Source organism: Streptomyces fodineus (assembly GCF_001735805.1).
Taxonomy (GTDB): Bacteria; Actinomycetota; Actinomycetes; order Streptomycetales; family Streptomycetaceae; genus Streptomyces; species Streptomyces fodineus.
Genome location: NZ_CP017248.1, coordinates 2,672,993 through 2,695,130 on the forward strand (window position 1 = coordinate 2,672,993; position 22,138 = coordinate 2,695,130).

Genomic DNA, 22,138 nt, shown 5'->3' on the forward strand with positions numbered 1-22,138 from the left:
ACGCTCTCTTGTGCGCGTAACGCGCTGTTAACCCTGCAAAGGACTTTGCAGGGTTAATGTGTTTCTTGACCAGCCATTGACCAATGCTTGGCCTGTGCGAGAGGCGTGATCTTCCGGAAGGGGGGGCGCATGTTCCGAGGTACGACGGCCCGGACCGCGCTCGCCTCCATTGCCGTCTCGCTGCTCGCCCTGCTGTTCTTCGCTCACGCGGAAACCTTCGCACCCGCGCATACGATCGGTGAAGCACAGGCCAAGGCCGAATCCGGGATCACCGCCCCGGCCAAGCCGGCGCGCGACGGGGCCGACACGCTCCGCACCCCGGGCTGCCCGGACGCTCCCGCCGGCCTCCCGGAGCCGCGCGACCGGCAGCGCTGCCCGGCCGCCGGCTGTGCCCAGGCGCACCCGCACATAGCCGGCCGGGCGGCCGGTACGAGCCCGTCCCCGGCGCCCGGCACCGCGCACGACCCGGCATCCAGAGTCTCCAGAGCCCACACCCCGGCAGCGCTCCAGGTCTTCCGCTGCTGACCGGGCCCCGCGCTCCCCCCCCCCACACACAAAGTCGTTCAAGTCCGACGCGCCCGTGCAGGCGCGCCAGGAGGAACTCACACATATGCAGCCCCTCATCGACAACGCCCGTACCTTCGGACAGCGCCCTGAGGAGTTCGCCAGGCTCGCCGCAGGCCAGTCCCCGCAGGTGCTGTTCATCACCTGCTCCGACTCCCGGGTCGTCCCGGCCCTGATCACGGGCGCCCGCCCCGGCGAGCTCTTCGAGCTGCGCACCGCGGGCAACATCGTCCCGCCCCACACCTCGCAGCACCCCACCAGCGAGGCCGCCACCATCGAGTACGCCGTGGAGGTGCTCGGCGTCCGCGACATCGTCGTCTGCGGTCACTCGCACTGCGGCGCCGTCGGCGCGCTGGTACGCGGCGACGACCTGACCGCCGTACCCGCCGTGCGCGACTGGCTCGCGCACGCCACCCCGCGCCCGGCCGGCCAGGCCGAGGATCCGGAGGTCGCCGAGGGCGTGCGGGCGCACGTCCTGACCCAGCTGCTGCGGCTGCGCTCGTACCCGTGCGTCGAGCGGCGGCTGTCGGAGGGTCAACTCGCGCTGCACGCCTGGTACTACGAGGTGCACACCGGCGCCGTGAAGGCGCACCGCCCGCAGACCGACACCTTCGAGTCCCTGTGAGCGCGCCGATGACCAGCAAGGACACCACCCTCATATCCCGCTTCCCGCACCTCAGGCGGGACTTCGCCGCCTCCCTCGTCGTCTTCCTGGTCGCGCTGCCGCTGTGCGTCGGCGTGGCCGTCGCCTCCGGGGTCCCGGCCGAACTCGGCCTGGTCACCGGCATCGTGGGCGGACTCGTCACCGGGCTGATGCGGGGCAGCAGCCTGCAGGTGTCGGGTCCGGCCGCCGGTATGACCGTGCTCGTCTTCGAGGCGGTCAAGGAGTTCGGGCTGCCGGTGCTCGGCGCGATCGTGCTCGCCGCCGGACTCCTCCAGGTCGGCATGGGCCTGCTGAAGCTGGGCCGTTACTTCCGCGCCATCTCGGTCTCGGTCGTCGAGGGCATGCTGGCCGGGATCGGACTGGTGCTCATCGCCGGGCAGTCGTACCCGGCGCTGGCGGCCAAGGCCCCCGACTCCGGCCTCGGCAAGGTCGCCGGCCTGCCCGGGGCGTTCCTGGACGCCCTCGGTGACGGCACGGCGGTGGCCTCGCTCGCGGTGTGCGCGGGCACGATCGCGGTACTGCTGCTGTGGAAGCACGCCCCGGCGAAGGTGCGTACGCTGCCCGGCCCGCTGGCCGCGGTGGGCCTCGCCACCGTCGCCGCGTTCGCGCTGGACCTGCCGGTGGCCACGGTGAAGGTGCGGGGCCTGCTGGGCTCGGTCCAGCCGCCGCCGCTCGGCGCCTTCGGTGAACTGGCGAGCGTCGGGGCGCTCGGCACGGTCGTCGCCTTCACGCTGATCGCGTCCGCCGAGTCGCTGTTCAGCGCGGCGGCCGTGGACCGGCTGCACTCCGGGCCGCGCACCGGGTATGACAAGGAGCTTGTCGCCCAGGGCGCCGGCAACACGGTGTGCGGGCTGCTGGGCGCGCTGCCGATGACCGCGGTGATCGTGCGCAGCGCGGCCAACGTCCAGGCGGGCGCGCGTACGAAGGCCTCCCGCGTCCTGCACGGAGTGTGGCTGCTGCTGTTCGCCGCGCTGCTGCCGGACGTGCTGGCCTGGATCCCTATCCCGGCGCTCGCGGGCATCCTGATCCACTCGGGTGCCAAGCTGGTCCCGGTCCGTGCACTGGCCGGCCTGTGGCGCGAGCACCGCGGCGAGGCGCTGATCCTGTCCGTCACCGCCCTGTCCATCGTGGCGGTCAGCATGTTCGAGGGCGTGCTGATCGGGCTGGCGCTGGCCGTGGTCAAGACGGCCTGGGAGGCCTCGCACGTCAGGCTGGAGGTCGTCGACAAGGGCGCGGGCCCGGTCGACGCCTACCTCTCGGGCAACGCGACCTTCCTGCGGCTGCCGAAGATCCTGGACAGCCTGGAGTCCCTGCCCCAGGACCGCCCGGTCCGTCTCGACCTGTCCGGGCTGCACCATCTGGACCACGCCTGCCGTACGGCCCTGGAGAACTGGGCCGAGCGGCACAGCGCGGTGGGCACGGAACCGGTGAAGGTCAGGGCGCAGGCCGTCTGACGGCCGCTGTCTCCGGTCCGGGGTGCCCACACCCCTCGGCGTCCCGGACCGGTCCCCGGGCTTGTGGCTTCCGCTCCACCCCAGGCATATGGTTACAGCAGCGGACGAAAACGGACCTCTCCGTGAGGAGGTCACCATGCTCCAGGAGCTGCTGGGCGCCGCAGCGGCGGTAGGTTCCGCCGCGGTGGTCTACTTGGCGATGGCGGCGCGGATCGTCAAGCAGTACGAAAGAGGCGTGCTCTTCCGGCTGGGTCGGGTCGCGGGAGGCGAACGCGAACCCGGCCTGACCCTGGTGATCCCGTTCGTGGACCGGCTGCACAAGGTCAACATGCAGATCGTCACGATGCCGATCCCGGCCCAGGAGGGAATCACCCGCGACAACGTCACCGTCCGGGTGGACGCGGTCGTCTACTTCCGTGTGGTCGACGCGGCGAGCGCCCTGGTGAAGGTCGAGGACTACAAGTTCGCGGTGTCGCAGATGGCCCAGACGTCCCTGCGGTCGATCATCGGCAAGAGCGACCTGGACGATCTGCTCTCCAACCGCGAGAAGCTCAACGAGGGCCTGGAGCTGATGATCGACAGCCCGGCCGTCGGCTGGGGCATCCAGGTCGACCGGGTCGAGATCAAGGACGTCTCCCTGCCGGACACGATGAAGCGGTCCATGGCCCGCCAGGCCGAGGCGGACCGGGAACGCCGGGCCCGGATCATCAACGCCGACGCCGAGTACCAGGCCTCCAAGAAGCTGGCCGAGGCGGCCCAGCAGATGGCCGACACCCCGGCCGCCCTCCAACTGCGGCTGCTCCAGACGGTGATGGCGGTGTCCGCCGAGAAGAACTCCACGCTGGTTCTGCCCATCCCGGTGGAACTGCTGCACTTCCTGGAACGCGGTGCCCAGCAGCCCGCGCCGATCGGTGACGGAGAGCACCCCTCCGGCTAACGTGCCCGGCATGCGCAGAAGCTGGGTGATCGCCTTGGCCGCGACGGCCGCCGTAACGGGCTGTGGGGACGGCGGCGGCCGGGCCGCCGCGCCGTCCCCCACGGCCGCCCGCCGGCTGACCGTCACGAGTTCCGCGTACGCCGACGGCGGCACCGTCCCGCGGCGTGACACCTGCGACGGCGCCGGCCTCTCGCCTCCGCTGGCCCTCACCGGCGTACCCGCGCACACGGCCGCGCTGGCGCTGCTGCTGCGGGACCGCGACGCCCCGCACGGCACGTTCACGCACTGGCTGGTGTGGGACATCGACCCGCACACCACGCGGTTGCCGGCCGGGGAGCACCCGCGAGGGGCGACCGAGGGGCGCAACGACTTCGGGAAGACCGGGTACAGCGGGCCCTGTCCACCGCGCGGTGACCGGCCGCACCGCTATGTCCTCACGGTGTACGCCGTGGACCGTCGGCTCTCGCTCGCCGCGGATGCCTCTTCGGCGGATCTGCTGCGGTCGCTGTCGGGGCACACGCTTGCTGTGGGCACGTTGACGGGGCGGTACGGTCGCGGATAGTGCCGTGGCCCGGTAAGGGATCCGGAGGGAAGGGTAGCGGTGGCGAAAGAGAGCAAAGCCCTCCGAGAGGTGATGCGGCTCCCGGTCGGCGAGCAGGTCGACCTGGACGCGTACGACACCCGGGCCACGCCCGGCGCCCCCGACGGCAAGCAGGCCGCCGTGGCCGACGGTGCGCGGACGGGAAAGCGGCTGGCCCGGCTGCAGGAGCGGTTGTGGGCCTCCGGTGCGGCCGGGGACCGGCGGCGGGTGCTGCTGGTGTTGCAGGGGATGGACACCAGCGGCAAGGGCGGCACGGTCAAGCACGTCATCGGTCATCTCAACCCCGCCGGCTGCCGGATCCAGGCGTTCAAGGCGCCCACCGAGGAGGAGCGGCGGCACGACTTCCTGTGGCGGGTGCGCGCGGCCCTGCCCCGGCCCGGTGAGATCGGCATCTTCGACCGCTCGCACTACGAAGATGTCCTCGTCGCCCGGGTACGGCATCTCGCCCCGCCGGCCGAGATCGGCAGCCGCTACGGTCTCATCAACGACTTCGAGCGGACCCTCGCCGAGGACGGCGTGACCGTGATCAAGTGCTTCCTGCACATCTCCAACGAGGAACAGCGGCGCCGGCTGCTGCGCCGCCTGGACCGCCCGGACAAGCACTGGAAGTTCGCCCCCGGCGACATCGACGACCGCGTTCTGTGGCCCGCCTACCAGGAGGCGTACGAACTGGCGCTGGAGCGCTGCGCGGCGCCGCACGCGCCCTGGTACGTGGTCCCGGCGGACCGCAAGTGGTACCGGAACTGGGCGATCGGCCGCCTGCTGCTGGAGCACCTCCAGGAGCTGGACCCGCGGTACCCGGAGGGTGACTTCGACGTGGCGGCGTGCCGGGAGCGGCTGCTGAAAGAGCCGTAGCCCGGGTACCCGGCGGCCATGCAGAAACAGCGGCAGGTCACCGGCTCGTACTGGCTCAGGACCGCACCCGGGCCGTCCCGTCCCGCCCTGACCGGCGACCTGGACGTGCAGGTGGCCGTCGTCGGCGCCGGTATCGCCGGGCTGAGCACCGCGCACGAACTGGCCCGGGCGGGGCTCGGGGTCGCGGTGCTGGAGGCCGGACGGGTGGCGGCCGGGGTCACCGGGTACACCACGGCCAAGCTGACCGCCCAGCACACCCTCGTCTACGACCGGCTGCGGCACACCCGCGGCCCCGAGGGGGCGCGGCTGTACGCCCGCTCGCAGTCGGAGGCGATCGAGCACGCTGCGGCGCTGGTCGCCGAGCTGGGCATCGAGTGCGAGTGGGAGACCCGGGACGCGTACACGTATGTGCGGGACCGGGCGCGCATGGAGGAGGTGCGGGCGGAGGCGAAGGCGGCGCGGGAGGCGGGGCTGCCGGCCGCGTTCACCACGCAGACCGGGCTGCCGTTCCCGGTGGCGGGCGCGGTCCGGGTGACCGGGCAGGCCCAGTTCCACCCGGTGAAGTACCTGCGGGCGCTCGCCGACGACCTCGTCGCACGCGGCGGCCGGGTGTACGAGCGGACACGCGTCGTCGGGCTGCAGGAGGGCGGGGAGCCCTGCCGGCTGACGACCGAGTCGGGCCACACGGTCACCGCCCGGGATGTCGTGATCGCCACCCACTACCCGGTGTTCGACCGCGCGCTGCTGTTCGCCCGGCTCTCCCCGCGCCGCGAGCTGGTCGTCGCGGGCCCGCTGGGCGAGGGCCCGGATCCGGAGGGCATGTACATCACGCCCGAGGAGAACACCCGCTCGGTGCGCACCGCGCCGTACGGCACGGACGGGCAGCGGCTGCTCGTCGTCACCGGGGAGCACTTCACACCCGGCACCGGGGATGTGCCGGGCGGCCTCGACGGGCTCGCCGTCTGGGCCGAGGAGCACTTCCCGGGGGTGGCCCTGGACCAGGCCTGGGCGACGCAGGACAACGACTCCACCGACTCCGTGCCGCTGGTCGGCCCCTTCCACCCGGCCGCCCGGCACACCTGGGTCGCCACCGGTTTCGGCGGCTGGGGACTGAGTGGCGGGATCATGGCCGGGCTGCTGCTGACCGCGCTGATCACCGGCCGGGAGTGCGCCTGGCGCGAGCTGTACGACCCGCGGCGGCTGAAGTCGGTGGTGCGCGAGGCGCCGTCGCTGCTGAGGACGCAGGCGGAGGTGGCCCGGCACTTCGTCGGCGACCGGCTGAAGGCGCCGGCCTCGGTGGACGACCTGGCGCCCGGCGACGGCGCGGTGGTCCGGGCGGACGGCGGCCGGCTCGCGGTGCACCGGGACGAGGAGGGCGCCCTGCACGCGGTCTCGGCCCGCTGCACCCACCTCGGTTGTCTGGTCTCCTTCAACCGGGCCGAACGCGCCTGGGAATGCCCCTGCCACGGCTCGCGCTTCGGCGTCGACGGCACGGTGCTCCAGGGCCCGGCGGTCCGGCCGCTGGAGCAGCGGGAGATCTGAGCCGCTGGAGCGACAGGAGATCCCGGGGCCCGCCACGCGGGTGACCGTACCGCCGCGCCATGCGGGCATATCGCCATACAAGTGGTCATTCAGGCCTACGTTCGTACGGTGATCCCACGAGTACGCCGTATCACCGCCGTCTGCGCCATGGGCGCGGCTCTCACCGCCTGCGGTGCCGCGGGCGGTGTCCGTCAGGCCCCGGCCAGGCCCACCGTCTCCGCCTCCCCGGCCGCCTCGCGTCCGCCCGTGCTGGCCCCGGGGCCCGGCGGACTGACCCCGGTCTTCGACCATGGCCCGCGCACCCGGGGCAGGACGCTCGCGCTGACCTTCGACGCCGACATGACCGCCGACCAGGGGCCCCGCGCCGCCGCCGGCGAGCATTTCGACAACCCGGGTCTCATCCGCGCCCTGCGCGCGCTGAAGGTGCCGGCGACGATCTTCATGACCGGCCGGTGGGCCGACGAGTACCCGGCCGAGGCCCGCAGCCTCGGCCACGACCCGCAGTTCGAGGTCGCCAACCACTCCTACAGTCACTACGCGTACACCGAGAAGTGCTACGGCCTGCCCGCCCTCGACCCCGGTGAGATGCGCGAGGACGTCGAGAAGGCGTACGCCTCCCTGCGCAACGCGGGCGTGCCGCACGCGCTGCCGTACTTCCGCTTCCCCGGCGGCTGTTACGACCAGCGGGCGCTGCGCGCGCTGAGCGGGGCCGGGGTGACGGCGGTGCAGTGGGACGTGGTGAGCGGCGACGCGTTCGCCACGGACGCCGACGCGGTCACCCGGCAGGTGCTGGAGGGCGTGAAGCCCGGCTCCGTGGTCGCCATGCACTGCACCCGCAGCGCCGCCCCGACCACCGAAAAGGTCGTCCGCGCGGTCGTACCGGAACTGCGCAAGCGGGGCTACCGGTTCGTGAAGGTCTCCGAGCTGATCGGCGAGACCGGCAAGCACCGCTGAACGTGCAGCGCCGATGGGCCGCCGTACGCCGAGGCTCTGCCCGCGATGCGAGTCGACGGAGGCGCGGCGCACCACCTGCTCAGGGTGACCGGCGGTCGGTGAGCCGGGCGGTCACGGCGAAGGCCGCCGCCGTGAGCAGGGCCGCCCCGGCCAGCGGCAGCAGCGGCACCGGAGCCCGGCCGGTCTGCGAACCGGTGACCAGACCGCTGACCGCGGCCTGCGCCGGGGAGCCGGTGAGCACCACCGCCAGCAGCGCGCCCAGCAGCATCGCGGGCACGGCGCGGCCGGTGGAGCGCAGCAGCGGCCGGTTGGTGAGCGCGCCGACGGCCGCGCCGAGCAGCGCGCAGGTGAGAATGGCCGGCAGCCCGGCCAGGCCGGCCCGCGCCAGGGGTACGCGGACCTGATGCCCGTTGCTCGCCGGATCGCTGATCAGCAGAACCACCACGGTCGCCACCACTCCGAGCGCCACCGACGCGAGCAGCGCGGTCAGGAGACAGGCCAGGTGCGCCCGGACGGGGCCGCGCGCCGCGGCGGCACAGGCGCGAGCCGCGTCCGGCTCGCCGGTGACACAGATCCGCACCAGCCAGGCCGCCACCGGAAGCAGACCGGCGGCCGTGTAGCCGAGCGAGTCGAGGACGGGCTGGCCGCTTTGCACACTGATCCCGAGGAACGCGGTGTACAGGATCACCGGCGGCAGCCAGCGCTGGGAGCGCACCAGCAGGTCGGCCTGGTAGCGCAGGAGTGCGGTCATGGGTGACTTCCGGGGTTCGGTACGGGATCGTCCGGGGGCGGGGTGACGCTCACGACGTGCCAGGGCGGGCGGGCCGTGAGGAGGATGCGCAGGACCACGTCGGAGTGGGAGGCGGGGACGGCGAGGCGGTGGACGCCGGGTGCGGCCTGCTCGGCCCGGACGGCGGTCCGCGCCGCGTCGGGCGGCAGCTGTTCGCCGGCCGGCCCGCGCACGATGACGAGGGTGAGCGGTCCGGCCGACGAACTCGCCTGAGCCGTACGGAGCTTGAGGCCACCGTGGAGGACGGTGTACGTCGCGTCCGGTGCCCCGGCCAGCCGGCGCGGGTCGTGGTCCACGAACACCACGGCTCCCCCGGTGGCGGTCCGCTCGGCCACCGCCCGCTCCAGCTCGGCCCGCGCCGCCGCGTCCAGACCGGTCCAGGCCTCGTCCAGCACCAGCAGTTCCGGCTCGGCGAGCAGGGCCTGGGCGACGGCGACCTTCTGGCTGCTGCCTTTGGACAGCTGCGCCATGGGCGTGCCGGCGTACGCCCCGGCACCGAAGCGCTCCAGCCAGGTGCCGGCGGCGCGTTGTGCCGTACGGCGGCTCAGGCCGTGGATGGTGCCGAGGTGGGTGAGATAGCCGACGGCGGTGAAGGGGAGCGCCGAAGGGAAGCGCTCGGGGACGTAGGCCGTGCGGGGGCGGCCGGTGACGCGGCCCTCGCTGGGGGCGTCGAGCCGGGCCAGGATGCGCAGGAGGGTGGACTTTCCGGTGCCGTTCGCTCCTTCTATACGGGTGAGGGTTCCGGGGGTGAGGGTGAGGTCGACGCCTCTTAACACCCAGGGGCCGCGAAGGCCGTAGCGGCGGCCCACGCCTGCGAGCCGTAGATCACGTTGCATGGGGGCATTGTGGTCGGTTTAGGTTGGCTGGTGTGAGCCACGTTTCCCCGTCTCCCCCAGACAGTCCGTTCCAGGCCGAGCGCAACCCTCGCGACGAGGCACCCCAGTTCGTGCTGCCCCTCGTCGTACGGATCGAGCGCGGCGCGCCGCCCGCGCGAACCGACGCCCTGGAGACCGCCGCACGGGCCGTGCTCGCGCTGCTCGGGGACGAGCGGGCGTACGGGGACGGTGCGTGGGCCGAGGCGGTGCGGAGCTGGGAGGACGCACGGATCCGGAAGGTCGTCCGGCGGGCCCGGGGCGCCGAGTGGCGGCGGGCCGAGGCGCTGCCCGGTATCACGGTGACCGGCAAGTCCGCGGAGGTACGCGTCTTCCCGCCGATCCCGCTGGACGGCTGGCCCAAGGACCTGGCCAAGCTGCAGGTGTCCGGCACCGAGCTGGACGACCCGGAGCCGCCCGTCGCCGCCGACCCGGCACAGCCCGTGCTGTGGCTGAACCCGCAGCTGGAGATGTCGGCCGGGAAGGCGATGGCCCAGGCCGGGCACGCCGCCCAGCTGGCCTGGTGGGCGCTGTCCGGCGCGGAGCGCACCGCCTGGCGGGACGCGGGACATGCGCTGGCCGTCCGTACGGCCGGCCCTGCCGACTGGGCCCGGCTGACCGGCAGCGGGCTGCCGGTGGTGCGGGACGCCGGCTTCACGGAGATCGCGCCGGGCAGTTGCACGGTCGTCGCCGACCACCCGGCGCTGCGCTAGGAGGGCCGGATGACGCGGGTCGACGGACGGGTCGAACGGGGCAACCGCACCCGGCAGTTGGTGCTGCGCCGCACCGTGGACATCGCCTCGGTCGAGGGCCTGGAGGCGCTCACCGTCGGCCGTCTCGCCACCGAGCTGGAGCTGAGCAAGAGCGGGGTGTTCGCGCTCTTCGGCTCCAAGCGGGAACTGCAGCTGGCCACCGTGCGGGAGGCGGCGCGGATCTTCACCGAGCGGGTGCTCCGTCCCGCGGCCGAGACCCCGGCCGGCCTCGGCCGGGTGTGGCGGCTGTGCGAGCTGTGGCTGGAGTACTCGCGCGGCCGGGTGTTCCCCGGCGGCTGCTTCTTCTACGGCGCCATGGCCGAGTTCGACGCGCGGACCGGGCCCGTGCACGACGCCGTGGTCCGCGCCCAGCGTGACTGGTCGGCCCATGTGGAGCGCACCCTCGACGAGGCCCGTACGGCGGGTGAGCTGCGCGCCGGCACCGATGTCCCGCAGCTGGCCTTCGAGCTGGTGGCGTTGCTGGAGACGGCGAACGCGCTGTCGGTCCTGCACGACGAGGAGACCGCGTACCGCAGGGCCCGGGTGGGCATCGCGGAACGGCTGCGCTGCGCGGCCACGGACGGTGCCTCGCTCCCCCAAGTTCACTGAGGCAGCGCCTCGTTGGGCCCGCGCTGGTTCCCGAAATTAAAAGCACGATCGTTCGCTTTGTTTTATGCTCGGGCCATGACCGTGACCGGAGCGGACTTCGTCGAACTCGACCGGATCGCCGTCCAGGAGGCCGTACGCCTGGTGGACCTGGCCACGGACACGGACTGGGCGCGCGGCACCCCCTGCGCGGGCTGGACCCTGCGGCGGCTCGTCGCGCACATGGCCGCACAGCACTCCGGTTTCGCCGCCGCGGCGCGCGGAGCGGGGCGCGAGCCGGAGCACTGGCGGGAGCCGGAGGACATGAGCGACCCGGCCCGAACACACCGGTCGGCCGCCGCCACGGTCCTGACGGCCTTCGCCGAACCGGGCGTGACGGAGCGGGAGTTCGCGCTGCCGGAACTGGGCGGCGGCTTCCCGGGCGGCCGGGCGGTCGGCTTCCACTTCGTCGACTACGTCGTACACGCCTGGGACGTCGCCGCCACCCTCGGCGCCACGGTGGAACTCCCCGAGCACGTACGCGTCGCCGCGCTCGCCGTAGCGCGTCGGGTGCCGGCCGATCCGGCCCGGCGCGGCCCCGGCTTCGCCTTCGCCCCGGCGCTTCAGGTGCCCGAGGGGGCCGGCCCGCTGGAGGAGGTGCTGCGCCTGCTGGGGCGCAGTCCGCAGGGGTGGGCGCCACGGGGCTGAAGCTCAAATGTTGCTCTGAACACGACACGGAGGAGGTTCGGGTCCGGTCGCCGGGGCCATACCCCCTGCATTCGACGGAGGGGAGGAGCCATGCGGCGACTGGGCACGGGGATCGGCTGGCGGCCGGAGATCGCGGACACCGTGGAGCGCATGCCGGGCGTCGACTGGGTGGAGGTCGTGGCGGAGAACGTCTGCCCGGGCCACCTTCCACCCTCGCTGCTGCGGCTGCGCGAGCGCGGGGTCACCGTGATCCCGCACGGCGTCTCCCTGGGCCTCGGCGGCGCCGACCGCCCCGACGAGGGCCGGCTGACGGCACTGGCGGAACGGGCGGAGGCACTCGGTTCTCCCCTGGCCACCGAGCACATCGCGTTCGTCCGCGCGGGCGGCCCGCTCACCGCCTCCCCGCGCCTGGAGGCGGGGCACCTGCTGCCGGTGCCGCGCACCAGGGACGCCCTGGACGTGCTCTGCGAGAACGTCCGCATCGCGCAGGACGCCCTTCCGGTGCCGCTGGCCCTGGAGAACGTCGCCGCGCTGTTCTCCTGGCCGGGCGAGGAGCTCACCGAGGGACAGTTCCTGTCCGAGCTGGTCGAGCGCACCGGCGTACGACTGCTGATCGACGTGGCCAACCTGCACACCAACCACGTCAACCGGGGCGAGGACCCGGCCGAGGCGCTGGCCGCGCTGCCCGTGGAGGCGATCGCCTACGTCCATGTCGCGGGCGGCTTCGAGCGGGACGGCGTCTGGCACGACAGCCACGCCCACGCCGTGCCGCGCCCGGTGATCGACATCCTGACCGACCTCGCCTCGCACACCGAGCCGCCCGGTGTCCTGCTGGAACGCGACGAGAACTTTCCGGAACCAGCCGAGCTGGAGCAGGAGTTGAAGCTGATCGGCGATGCGGTGGCAGCCGGACGCGAGCGTGCCGACGGGGGTGCGGGGGCTGGCGCCGGCTCAGCGGGAGGGGCTGCGCGGACTGGCGCCGGCCCGGCGAACGGGGCTACGGGGGCTGGCGCCGACCCGGCGAACAGGGCTACGGGCGCTGGCGCCGGCCCGGCTGGCGGGGCTACGGGGGCTGGCGCCGACCCGGCGAACGGGGGCGCGAGCGCTGGCGCCGACCCGGCGAGCAGGGCTACGGGCGCTGGCGCCAGCCCGGCGAACAGGGCTACGGGCGCTGGCGCCGACCCGGCGGAAGAGGCTGCGCGGGCTGGCGCCGACCCGGCGAACGGGGGTGCGAGCTCTGATGCCAGCCCGGCGAGCAGGGCTACGGGCGCTGGCGCCGGCCCGGCGGAAGAGGCTGCGCGGGCTGGCGCCGACCCGGCGAACGGGGCCGCAAGCGCTGGCGCCGACCCGGCGGGAGAGGCCGCGAGCACTGATGCCAGCCCGGCGGGGGAGGCCGCGAGGGCTGGCGCCAGCCCGGCGAACGGGGCCGCGAGCTCTGATGCCAGCCCGGCGAACGGGGCCGCGAGCTCTGATGCCAGCCCGGCGAGGGGGGCTGCGAGCGCTGGTGCCGGCCCGGCTGGCGGGGGTGTCGCCGGGGCGGCTCGGGCGGACGCGGGGGTGCGGGAGCGGCTCGGTGTCGCCCAGGCCGCGGTGCTGTCCTCGCTGGTCGCCGGGACGCCGGTGCCCGAGGGGTTCGACCGGGTGCGGATGGGGGTGCAGGCGCGGGCGCTCGCGGCGAAGCGGGCGGACGTGGTGGCGAAGGTGGCGCCCGAGCTGCCGGTGATTCTCGGTGAAAGGTACCGGGTGGCGTTCCTGGAGTACGCGCGGGAGCGGCCGATGGGCGCGGGCTACCGGCGGGACGCGCTGGACTTCGCCGGGCATCTGCTGCGGGCCGGGTCCCCGCAGGACACGGCGGCGCGGCGGGAGCTGCGGGAGTGGTGGCTGGACCGGGCGGGCCCGGCACCGAGGTCCGAGGCCCGGATGGCTCGGGCGGTACGGAGGGTGTTGCTGCGGCGGGGTTGAAGGGGTGGACTTACCGGCGCCGGCAGGGTGCCTCCCCCAGACGGGGTGCCCCCAGCGCCCACTCCTGCCGCCCCAGCCGGGCGACGCCCACAGCGACGGCGCCGCCTCGACAGCCGGCAGCACTGCGGCTCCCCAGGGGCGCGGGGCTGGTCAGTACGCGGCTTCGCCGCGTGGGCGCGACCAGCCGGAACGCACCCGCAGCCGCCCACGCCCAGCGGCACGGCGGCGCCGACGCGTACCCACCACGCCCGCCGCCCTCGCCGACGCACGTAGCCCACCGCCGCCCCTGTGCACGCGTCCGAGCCCCAAGCGCACCCGAGTAATATGCCAACCTCGCACGCACCCCCATGCACACTCGCGTGCGGTGCGCTACAGGAGGCGCCATGCGACCCCGACCCCCGATCAAGGGCCGAGGCATATTCAGCGGTACCAGCCTCGTCATCGCGGCCCTCGCGGCGACGGCGGCGGCGCTGCTCTACCCGCTCTGGTCCTACGCGAACCGGCAGACAGCGGCCGGCGCCACCGTGCTGAGCACGCAGACCGTCATGACGCCGTACGGCCCCCTGTCCGCACAGGACCGGGACCTCATCACCCGGGTCCGGCTGGCGGGACTGTGGGAGCTGCCCGCCGGTGAGCTGGCCGAGCAGAAGGGAACCACGGCGGCCGTGCGCACGGCGGGCCAGCACCTGGTCGACGGGCACACCTCGCTGGACGCCCATGTCCGCACCGTCGCCACCCAGCTCGGCGTACCGCTGCCCAACGAGCCGAACGACCAGCAGAAGCAGTGGCTCGACACCCTGAGGGCAGCGCAGGGGCAGGACTTCGACCGGCAGTTCGCCGGCCTCGTACGGCTCGCCCACGGCCGGGTCCTCGCGCTGGTCGCACAGGTCCGGGCCGGTACCCAGAACTCCCTGGTCCGCGACCTCGCCGACGACGCGAACGCGACCGTGCTGGATCACATCAAGGTCCTGGAGGCGACGGGATACGTCGACTTCGCCGCGCTGGCCAAGGACCTGGCGGCCTCCCCCACCCCCGTGCCGACCCCGCCGGCCGTCGACCCGGACGCCGCCGTGCCACTCGCGCCCTCGCCGAGCGAGTCGTACTCGCTGCCCCCGGCCACCACCAGCCCGCCGCCACGGACGAGCAGCTCCTGACCTGGACGGGAAACGGAACGTCACATACCGCCAACACTGTGTCCGGATGATGAACAGGGCATGGCGCTCCGCCAGGCGGCTGGCATAGAAAAACCTCATGTTCTGGGTCCTTCTCCTACTCCTGGCCTGGGCTTTCGCCGGTACGGCGTGCACCCGGCTGTGCCTGGCGGCCGTCCGCGCGGCCGCCCTGGACACGGATGTCACCACGGCGGACCGGCGGCACGACCTGACGCTGTACGAGGCGGCCTTCCTCTCCGGCGGCCCCGCCCGGGTCGCCGATGTGACCCTGGTCTCCATGGCCCGCCAGCGACGCCTGCTGCTCGCGCACACCGGCTGGGCCACGGTGGTGGACCCGCGGGGGCGCGACGAGATGGAGCAGTCCGTCATCGGGGCCATAGGCCCGCAGGGGCAGTCGCGCATCGCGCCCGTGCGGGCACGCGCGGCCGGCGCCGAGGCCGTGCGGCGGCTCGCCGACCGGCTGGTGCGCGCCGGTCTCGCCGTCCCCGAGGGAGCGGGTACGACGGTGGGAGCGGCCGTCCGCCAGGTGCGCGCCGCCGCGTCGGCCGTGGCGGCCCTCGGCGCGACCGCCCTGTTCATGCCCATCCAGACCGGGACGCCGCGGCTGCTCGTCGGCCTGTGGTTCGCCCTGCCGCTCGTGCTGTCCCTGAGCTGCCTGGCCATCGCCCGGTTCGAGGTGCATCCGTACTCGCGCTGGGCCTCCCCGGCCGGGCAACGGCTGCTGGGCGCGCTCGTGCGCAGGCCGGCCGGTGACGAGCGGTCGTTCCTCACCTCGGTCGCCGTACGCGGGATCCGCGCGATCGGCGAGCCGCAGCTGCGGGCCGCCTTCACCCACCGCGACCAGCCCTGGCGGGAGTGAGGGCGCCCAAGCGGCCTCCGGGGGGCGCATAGGGGGCATTGGCGCCGACACCGGCCGGATGGTGCTTGCCTTCACCCAAGGCCCATCGAAATATCCCTTTTGTTGTCGCCGGGGCGTGGCAGCCGTGCCATCGCCGCCGCTGCACCGAAGGGATACGCGATGAGAGCTGCCGCCCTGTACTCGGCTGCCGGGAGCTTGCTCCTGACCACCCTGGCCGCCGCGCCGGCGGGCCATGCGGCCGGCGGCGGGGCGCCCGGCGTCCCCGGTACGGCCGAGCTGCGCGGCACCGAGGTGGCCGTGGCGCGCGCCCGGGCGGCCGGCGCCGACTGGGGCACGTGTTCCTCCGCCGACGTTCCGAAGGCGCCGTCCGGCGTGCGGTGCGGCACGGTGACCGTCCCGCTCGACTACGCCCACCCGGACGGCGCGCAGATCCGGCTGACCGTCAGCCGGAGCCCGGCCACCCACAAGGACCCCTACAACAGCAAGCGGAAGGTTCCCCGGCAGGGCGCCCTCGTCTACAACCCGGGCGGCCCCGGCGCGTCCAGCATGTACTTCCCGCTGGTCGGCAAGGTCCCGCAGTGGAAGCGGGTCGCCGCCGCCTACGACCTGGTCGGCTACTCCCCGCGCGGCGTGGGCCGGTCGGCGCCCCTGTCCTGCGAGGACCCGAAGCGCTTCGTGAAGGCGCCCACCGCGTCGCCGGCGCACCCGTCGGAGACGTACAAGCGGCAGCGCATCGCCCAGGCCAAGGCGTACGCGCGCGGCTGCGCCCAGCGCTCCGGCGGCAAGCTGCGCTACTACACCTCGCTGAACAACGCCCGGGACCTGGACGTGCTGCGGGCCGCGCTGGGCGAGGACCGGCTGACGTTCATGGGAGCGTCGTACGGCACCTACTTCGGCGCGCTGTACGCGGCGATGTTCCCCTCCCACGTGCGGCGCATGGTGCTGGACTCGACGGTGAACCCCGACCCGGCGAAGATCTGGTACCGCAGCAACCTCGACCAGTCGGCCGCGTTCGAGGACCGCTGGGCGGACTTCCGGAACTGGATCGCCCGCCACGACGACGTCTACCGGCTCGGTGACACCGCCGCGAAGGTGCAGCGCAGCTACGACACCGCGCGGGACCGGCTGGCCGGGAAGGCGGCCGGCGGGAAGGTCGGCCCCGGCCAGCTGCAGAACGCGTTCCTGATGGCCGGGTACTACGACAGCTTCTGGCCGAGCCGGGCCGCGGCCCTCTCGGCGTATCTGCACGGCGACCCGGAACCGCTGGTGCGACTGGCGGCGCCGAGCCCGCAGACGGCCGCGCAGACCGAGAACACCAACGCGGTGTACACGGCCGTGGAGTGCAACGACGCGCCCTGGCCGACGGACTGGAAGGTGTGGGACCGGGACAACACCCGCCTCGCCCGGGTGGCGCCCTTCGAGACCTGGGACAACGCCTGGATGAACCTGCCGTGCGCCTACTGGCCGGCGCCCCGGCAGCAGCCGCTGGACGTGCGGACCGGGCCGGGTGAGCTGCCACCGGTGCTGATCCTGGCGGCCGAGCGGGACGCGGCGGCGCCGTACCCGGGCGCCCTGGAGATGAACCGGCGGCTGGCCGGCTCGGCGCTGGTGACCGAGCGGGACGCGGGCACGCACGGCTTGGCGGGCGGCCCCAACACCTGCGTCAACGGCCACCTCGAGGCGTATCTGCTGGAGGGCCGTGTGCCGGCGCGGCACGCGTCGTGCGCACCGCGCCAAGAGCCGAGTCCGCAACCTCCGGCCCACCGGGACCGACCGGCGTTGAACGCCCACTAGAGTGCCGGGCGCTGCCCCTGAGGGCGCTGGTCAGGCCAGGCCTGCCACCAGGTCCCCGATGTCCTTGCGGCGGCCCGTGAAGAACGGGATCTCCTCGCGGACGTGCCTGCGGGCCTCGGAGGCGCGCAGGTGACGCATGAGGTCGACGATGCGGTACAGCTCGTCGGCCTCGAAGGCCAGGATCCACTCGTAGTCGCCGAGGGAGAACGAGGCGACCGTGTTGGCGCGCACGTCGGGGTAGCCGCGGGCCATCTTGCCGTGGTCGGCGAGCATGCGGCGGCGGTCCTCGTCGGGCAGCAGGTACCAGTCGTAGGAGCGCACGAAGGGGTAGACGCTCACATAGTTGCGGGGCGTCTCGTCGGCGAGGAACGCCGGGATGTGCGAGCGGTTGAACTCGGCCGGGCGGTGCAGCGCCATGTTCGACCACACGGGCGTCAGCGCGCGGCCCAGCTTCGTGCGGCGGAAGAGGTTGTACGCCTCCTGGAGCTGGTCGCTGGTCTCGGCGTGCCACCAGATCATCAGGTCGGCGTCGGCGCGCAGGCCGGAGACGTCGTAGGTGCCGCGGATCGTCACGTCCTTGGCGGCGAGCTGGTCGAACAGCTCCTGGACCTCGTCGGCGTAACCCGCGCGGTCCTCGGGCAGCACGTCCTTCAGCTTGAAGACCGACCACAGGGTGTAGCGGATGACCTCGTTGAGGTCCTTGGCCAGCTTGCCCTTGTTCGGGATCCTGCCGGACTCGGTGGTGGGGGCGTCGTCACTCATGGTCCCTATTCTCCCGCTCCGCCGTGGAGACTCTGCACCGGGTTGGCCGTCAGCTCCGCCACTGCGTTCAGGTCGCCGCCCAGCTGGTCCACGGCCGCGTACGCGCTCGCGATGCACGCCGGGATGCCGACGCCGTCGTACTGCGCGCCGCACACCGCGAGGCCCGGCAGCTTGGCGACGTGCTCGCGGATGCGGGCCACGCGCGCGTGGTGGCCGACGGGGTACTGCGGCAGGCCGTCGGTCCAGCGGGTGACCCGGGTGTCGAGGGGCGTCGCGGTCAGGCCGGTCGCCGCGCGCAGGTCGTGCCGGGAGACGTCGACGAGGCCGGCGTCCTCGCGGCCGAGCACCTCGGTCTCGCCGCACCGTCCGACCGAGGTGCGCAGCACGACCACGTCCGGGTCCTCCTCGGCGATCCAGCCCCACTTCTGGGTGGCGAAGGTCGAGGCCTTGATGGTGCGGCCGTCGACGGGTGGCACGAGGAAGCCGCTGCCCTGAGGGAGGTGCAGGTCCGCGCGCCGGTAGGCGAGGGTGACGAGGGCCACGGAGGCGTACTCGACGGCGGCGAGTTCGGCCGCCGCGGCCGGGGCCTCGGCGCGCAGGAGGCCGGCGGCCGCACCGGCCGGGACGGCCACGACGACCGCGTCCGCGTGCAGCACCCGGTCACCGGCGACGACACGCCATGCCGCGGGCGCGCGCACGTCTCCCCCGGTGCCGCCCCGGCGCAGCTCCCGCACCGGTGTCCCGGTCAGGATCTCGCCGCCTCGCGCGCGCACCGACTCCGCGACCGCGAGCGGCAGGGTGCCCACGCCGCCCTCGATGCCCATGAACACCGGGCTGGTCTGCCCGCTCGCCGCCGCCTTGGCCTGGAGCTCGCGGACTCCCTCCGTGAGGGAGGTGTGGGTGCGGGCGGCCTGGAAGAGCTGCGGGACGGCCGAGCGCATCGAGATGCGGTACGCGTCGCCCGCGTACACCCCGCCGAGCAGGGGCTCGACCAGGCGGTCGACGACCTCGCGGCCGAGCCGGTCGGCGACGAACTCCCCCACCGCCACATCGTCTCCGACCTCGGTGCGCGGCAGGTCGGCGTCGCGCTCGATGCGGGCCAGGCCCTCGTCGGACAGCACACCGGTGAGCGCGGCGGCCGTGCCGGGCACGCCCATCACATGGCCCTTGGGCATGGGGCGCAGCGCGTCCCGGGTCCAGATGGAGGCGGTCGCGGTGGCCGGCGGCTGGAGCCGGTCGGCGAGGCCCACCTCGCGCGCGAGGGCCACGGCCTCGGGGCGGCGGGCGAGCATCGACTCGGCGCCCAGATCGACCCGGACGCCCGCGATCTCGCCGGGCAGCAGCTTGCCGCCGACCCGGTCCGCGGCCTCCAGCACGGTCACGTGCGCGCCGCGCGCGAGCAGCCGGTGGGCGGCGGCCAGCCCGGCGATACCGGCTCCGATGACGACGACATGCCCCGTACGCGTACCCGTTGCGCTCATGACCCCACTCTCTCAGACCCCACTGACACTCCTGCCAGGGCCGGAGGTCGCTCGCACCGGGGGCCCTCGTCCGAACGTTCCGGCATGCCCGGCCGTCGTAGGGACGTCACAGGCCGCAGAGCCCCCGGGGGTACCGCCCATGCGCACATCACGTCCCGCACGACCCGCTCGCCCCACCAGGGCCCTGGCGGGCATCCTGTTCGCCGCCTCCCTCGCGCTCGCCGGATGCGGCGGCGCGGACGACTCGGGCGGCGGTGCCTCGGCGAAGTCGGCGGCGAACGGCGCCGACGTGGCCACCGGACCGGGCACGGCCCACAGCGCCAAGCCGGCGGCACCCGGGACACCGCGGCTCACCCAGAACGCGATCATCCGCACCGCGTCCCTCACCGTCCAGGTCAAGGACGTGCCGAAGGCCCTGGCCACGGCCCGTGGCACCGCCGAGGGCGCGGGCGGCTACGTCGGCAACGAGAGCACCGGCCGGGACGCCGACGGCCATGAGCGCACCCGGGTCGTCCTGCGGGTGCCCGGCGCGAAGTACGACGAGGTCCTCGCCGCGCTCCAGGGGACGGGCAGGCTGATCGACCGCACGGCCCAGGCGGAGGACGTCACCGACCAGGTCGTGGACGTCGACAGCCGTATCAAGTCGCAGCGGGCCAGTGTGGACCGGATCCGCGCGCTGATGGACCGGGCGGCCAAGCTGAGCGATGTCGTCACGCTGGAGGGCGAGTTGAGCAGCCGTCAGACCGACCTGGAGGCCCTGCTGGCCCAGCAGGCGTCCCTGAAGGACCGCACGAGCCTCGCCACCATCACGCTGTCGCTGTCCCAGACGCCGGTGCGCAAGGCGTCCGGTGACGACTCCCCCGGCATCGCGGACGCGGCTTCGGGCGGCTGGCACGCGTTCGTCGCCATGCTGCGCTGGATCGTCCTCGCACTCGGCGCCGCCCTGCCGTTCGCGGCGTGCGCGGCGCTGCTGACGCTGCTGTGGCTGCGGGTCGTACGGCCCCGGCTGCCGCACCGGCGCGAGCCCGCGCCCGCGATGACCGCGCTGGGCCCGCTGCCGTCGGCCCGCCCGGTGCCGGACCCCGCCGGGGAGCAGCCCGACCGGGACCGGCCTGCTCCCGCCCCGTAGCGTGGACCCATGAGCATGGGCGACGGGCGGGGCGGGGCAGAGCGACTGGTCGTGATCGGCGGTGACGCCGCGGGGATGTCCGCGGCGTCACAGGCGCGCCGGCTGAAGGGACCCGGCGAGCTGGAGATCGTGGCCTTCGAACGCGGCCACTTCACCTCGTTCTCGGCGTGCGGCATCCCGTACTGGGTGGGCGGCGACGTCCCCGAACGGGACTTGCTGATCGCCCGCACGCCCGAAGAACACCGCGCACGGGGGATCGATCTGCGGCTGCGCACCGAGGTCACGGAGATCGACGTGGCCGGACAGCGGGTACGCGCGCGTGACGTCGATTCCGGTGCCGAGTCCTGGACGTCGTACGACAAGCTCGTCATCGCGACCGGCGCGCGCCCGGTCCGCCCCGATCTGCCCGGCGTGGACGCCCCCGGGGTGCACGGGGTGCAGACCCTGGACGACGGCCAGGCCCTGCTGGAAACGCTGGGACGCACGCGTGGCCGCAAGGCGGTGGTCGTGGGCGCCGGCTACATCGGGGTGGAGATGGCGGAGGCGCTGATCAACCGCGGTTTCGAGGTGACGGTCGTCAACCGGGGCAAGGAGCCCATGTCGACGCTCGATGCGGACATGGGCCGCCTGGTGCACCGGGCCATGGAGGGCCTCGGCATCACCATGGTGAACGACGCCGAGGTCACCAAGATCCTCACCGGGCAGGACGGCCGGGCCCGCGCCGTCGCCACGCAGGACGCCGAGTACCCCGCGGACGTGGTGGTCCTCGGCATCGGCGTCCGCCCGGAAACCGCGCTCGCCAAGGCCGCCGGCCTGCCGCTCGGTGCCCACGGCGGCCTGCTCACCGACCGCGCGATGCGGGTGCGCGGGCACGAGGACATCTGGGCGGGCGGCGACTGCGTGGAGGTGCTGAACCTGGTCTCCGGCCAGGACCAGTACGTGCCCCTCGGCACCCACGCCAACAAGCACGGCCAGGTCATCGGCAGCAATGCCGGCGGCGGTTACGCCACCTTCCCCGGTGTGGTGGGCACGGCGGTCAGCAAGGTCTGCGACCTGGAGATCGCCCGCACCGGCCTGCGCGAGAAGGACGCCGACCGGGTGGGCCTGCGGTACGAGACGGTCACCATCGAGTCCACCAGCCGGGCCGGGTACTACCCCGGCGCCTCCCCGATGACGGTCAAGATGCTCGCCGAACGCCGCACGGGCCGGCTGCTGGGCGTCCAGATCGTCGGCCGCGAGGGCGCGGCGAAACGGGTCGACATCGCGGCGGTGGCGCTGACCGCGCAGCTGACGGTGGAGCAGATGACGGCCCTGGACCTGGGCTACGCACCGCCGTTCTCACCGGTGTGGGACCCGGTGCTCGTGGCAGCGAGAAAGGCGGCGGCGAAGGTCCGCGCTTCCTAGGCCGTACCGCTTAGGCCGTACCGCTGATCCTCGGCAGAGCGGAAACGGCCGCCGGCTGCTCCCCCGCGGGCTTCGCATGCGTGGCGGACGGCCGGGTGGACCTCAGCCGGTAGCTGACCGCCTCGTCCAGCGTCACCGGCCGCTGCATCTGTGCCGCCAGCCGCCCGGCCTCCTGACCGAGCCGTGCGACATCCTCCCAGGGGAGTCGTACCACCAAAGACACCTCGGCCTCTCCATCGGGCAGAGCATGCATGGCCGGAACCTGCGGAGCGTTCGTCATCGCCTGTCCTCACGTCG

Annotated in this window: 22 protein-coding genes; 17 read left to right on the plus strand and 5 right to left on the minus strand. The window is 73.8% G+C overall.

What is annotated here, in order from left to right; translation table 11 throughout:
• The first annotated feature begins 129 nt into the window (after positions 1-129).
• The 8 genes from BFF78_RS10865 (at position 130) to BFF78_RS10900 (ending at position 7,571) form a co-directional block, all read left to right on the plus strand.
• Complete coding sequence (locus BFF78_RS10865; RefSeq protein ID WP_069778122.1) at positions 130-525, plus strand: hypothetical protein; 396 nt, start codon at positions 130-132, stop codon at positions 523-525.
• Positions 526-610: 85 nt separating this feature from the next.
• Positions 611-1,189, plus strand: coding sequence for a carbonic anhydrase (locus BFF78_RS10870; RefSeq protein WP_069778123.1), 579 nt, complete (start codon positions 611-613; stop codon positions 1,187-1,189).
• Between the two features lie 8 nt (positions 1,190-1,197).
• On the plus strand, positions 1,198-2,682 hold the full coding sequence (locus BFF78_RS10875) for a SulP family inorganic anion transporter (RefSeq protein ID WP_069778124.1): 1,485 nt from the start codon (positions 1,198-1,200) through the stop codon (positions 2,680-2,682).
• Between the two features lie 136 nt (positions 2,683-2,818).
• A complete protein-coding gene (locus tag BFF78_RS10880; protein ID WP_069778125.1) occupies positions 2,819-3,619 on the plus strand; it encodes a slipin family protein in 801 nt (266 codons plus the stop codon).
• A gap of 10 nt (positions 3,620-3,629) precedes the next feature.
• Positions 3,630-4,181: a YbhB/YbcL family Raf kinase inhibitor-like protein gene (locus BFF78_RS10885; protein ID WP_079161796.1), complete on the plus strand. Its 552-nt coding sequence runs from the start codon at positions 3,630-3,632 to the stop codon at positions 4,179-4,181.
• 72 nt (positions 4,182-4,253) lie between these two features.
• The gene (locus tag BFF78_RS10890; RefSeq protein ID WP_069778126.1) at positions 4,254-5,075 is read left to right on the plus strand and encodes a PPK2 family polyphosphate kinase; all 822 of its coding nucleotides are present in this window, start codon (positions 4,254-4,256) and stop codon (positions 5,073-5,075) included.
• 18 nt (positions 5,076-5,093) lie between these two features.
• Entirely contained in the window at positions 5,094-6,617 is a 1,524-nt protein-coding gene (locus BFF78_RS10895; protein WP_069778127.1) for an FAD-dependent oxidoreductase, read from the plus strand.
• 108 nt (positions 6,618-6,725) lie between these two features.
• Entirely contained in the window at positions 6,726-7,571 is an 846-nt protein-coding gene (locus BFF78_RS10900) for a polysaccharide deacetylase family protein (protein WP_069783516.1), read from the plus strand.
• A gap of 79 nt (positions 7,572-7,650) precedes the next feature.
• On the opposite strand, the gene BFF78_RS10905 is transcribed toward BFF78_RS10900, so the two are convergent.
• Positions 7,651-8,322: an ABC transporter gene (locus tag BFF78_RS10905; RefSeq protein WP_069778128.1), complete on the minus strand. Its 672-nt coding sequence runs from the start codon at positions 8,320-8,322 to the stop codon at positions 7,651-7,653.
• Complete coding sequence (locus BFF78_RS10910) at positions 8,319-9,197, minus strand: ABC transporter ATP-binding protein (RefSeq protein WP_069778129.1); 879 nt, start codon at positions 9,195-9,197, stop codon at positions 8,319-8,321. Before BFF78_RS10910 ends, BFF78_RS10905 begins: the two co-directional genes overlap by 4 nt.
• A 32-nt stretch (positions 9,198-9,229) precedes the next feature.
• Between BFF78_RS10910 and BFF78_RS10915 the strand changes: the two genes are divergently transcribed.
• From BFF78_RS10915 to BFF78_RS10945, 7 genes are all read left to right on the plus strand, one after another.
• A complete protein-coding gene (locus BFF78_RS10915; RefSeq protein ID WP_069778130.1) occupies positions 9,230-9,946 on the plus strand; it encodes an aminoacyl-tRNA hydrolase in 717 nt (238 codons plus the stop codon).
• A gap of 9 nt (positions 9,947-9,955) precedes the next feature.
• Positions 9,956-10,594, plus strand: a complete 639-nt coding sequence (locus BFF78_RS10920; RefSeq protein WP_069778131.1) for a TetR family transcriptional regulator C-terminal domain-containing protein — start codon at positions 9,956-9,958, stop codon at positions 10,592-10,594.
• Between the two features lie 75 nt (positions 10,595-10,669).
• Positions 10,670-11,278: a TIGR03086 family metal-binding protein gene (locus tag BFF78_RS10925; protein ID WP_069778132.1), complete on the plus strand. Its 609-nt coding sequence runs from the start codon at positions 10,670-10,672 to the stop codon at positions 11,276-11,278.
• Between the two features lie 90 nt (positions 11,279-11,368).
• Positions 11,369-13,240 (plus strand): multinuclear nonheme iron-dependent oxidase, encoded by a 1,872-nt coding sequence (locus BFF78_RS50115; protein ID WP_069778133.1) that lies wholly within the window; start codon positions 11,369-11,371, stop codon positions 13,238-13,240.
• A 383-nt stretch (positions 13,241-13,623) separates the two neighbouring features.
• The gene (locus tag BFF78_RS10935; protein ID WP_069778134.1) at positions 13,624-14,394 is read left to right on the plus strand and encodes a DUF4142 domain-containing protein; all 771 of its coding nucleotides are present in this window, start codon (positions 13,624-13,626) and stop codon (positions 14,392-14,394) included.
• A gap of 97 nt (positions 14,395-14,491) precedes the next feature.
• A complete protein-coding gene (locus BFF78_RS10940) occupies positions 14,492-15,271 on the plus strand; it encodes a TIGR04222 domain-containing membrane protein (RefSeq protein ID WP_069778135.1) in 780 nt (259 codons plus the stop codon).
• A 159-nt stretch (positions 15,272-15,430) separates the two neighbouring features.
• On the plus strand, positions 15,431-17,065 hold the full coding sequence (locus BFF78_RS10945) for an alpha/beta hydrolase (protein WP_069778136.1): 1,635 nt from the start codon (positions 15,431-15,433) through the stop codon (positions 17,063-17,065).
• A 30-nt stretch (positions 17,066-17,095) separates the two neighbouring features.
• Here the strand turns inward: BFF78_RS10945 and hemQ are convergent, their stop codons facing one another.
• Positions 17,096-17,827 (minus strand): hydrogen peroxide-dependent heme synthase, encoded by a 732-nt coding sequence (hemQ, locus tag BFF78_RS10950; protein WP_069778137.1) that lies wholly within the window; start codon positions 17,825-17,827, stop codon positions 17,096-17,098.
• A gap of 5 nt (positions 17,828-17,832) precedes the next feature.
• Positions 17,833-19,308, minus strand: coding sequence for a protoporphyrinogen oxidase (gene hemG, locus BFF78_RS10955; protein ID WP_069778138.1), 1,476 nt, complete (start codon positions 19,306-19,308; stop codon positions 17,833-17,835).
• 139 nt (positions 19,309-19,447) lie between these two features.
• Between hemG and BFF78_RS10960 the strand changes: the two genes are divergently transcribed.
• Both BFF78_RS10960 and BFF78_RS10965 read left to right on the plus strand, forming a co-directional pair.
• Positions 19,448-20,437 carry a DUF4349 domain-containing protein gene (locus tag BFF78_RS10960; RefSeq protein ID WP_069778139.1) on the plus strand — a complete coding sequence of 330 codons (990 nt, stop codon included), beginning with the start codon at positions 19,448-19,450 and terminating at the stop codon, positions 20,435-20,437.
• Between the two features lie 9 nt (positions 20,438-20,446).
• Entirely contained in the window at positions 20,447-21,841 is a 1,395-nt protein-coding gene (locus BFF78_RS10965; RefSeq protein ID WP_069778140.1) for an FAD-dependent oxidoreductase, read from the plus strand.
• A gap of 10 nt (positions 21,842-21,851) precedes the next feature.
• Here BFF78_RS10965 and BFF78_RS10970 read toward each other — a convergent pair whose 3' ends face one another.
• Positions 21,852-22,121 (minus strand): hypothetical protein, encoded by a 270-nt coding sequence (locus BFF78_RS10970; protein ID WP_069778141.1) that lies wholly within the window; start codon positions 22,119-22,121, stop codon positions 21,852-21,854.
• Positions 22,122-22,138 lie beyond the last annotated feature (17 nt).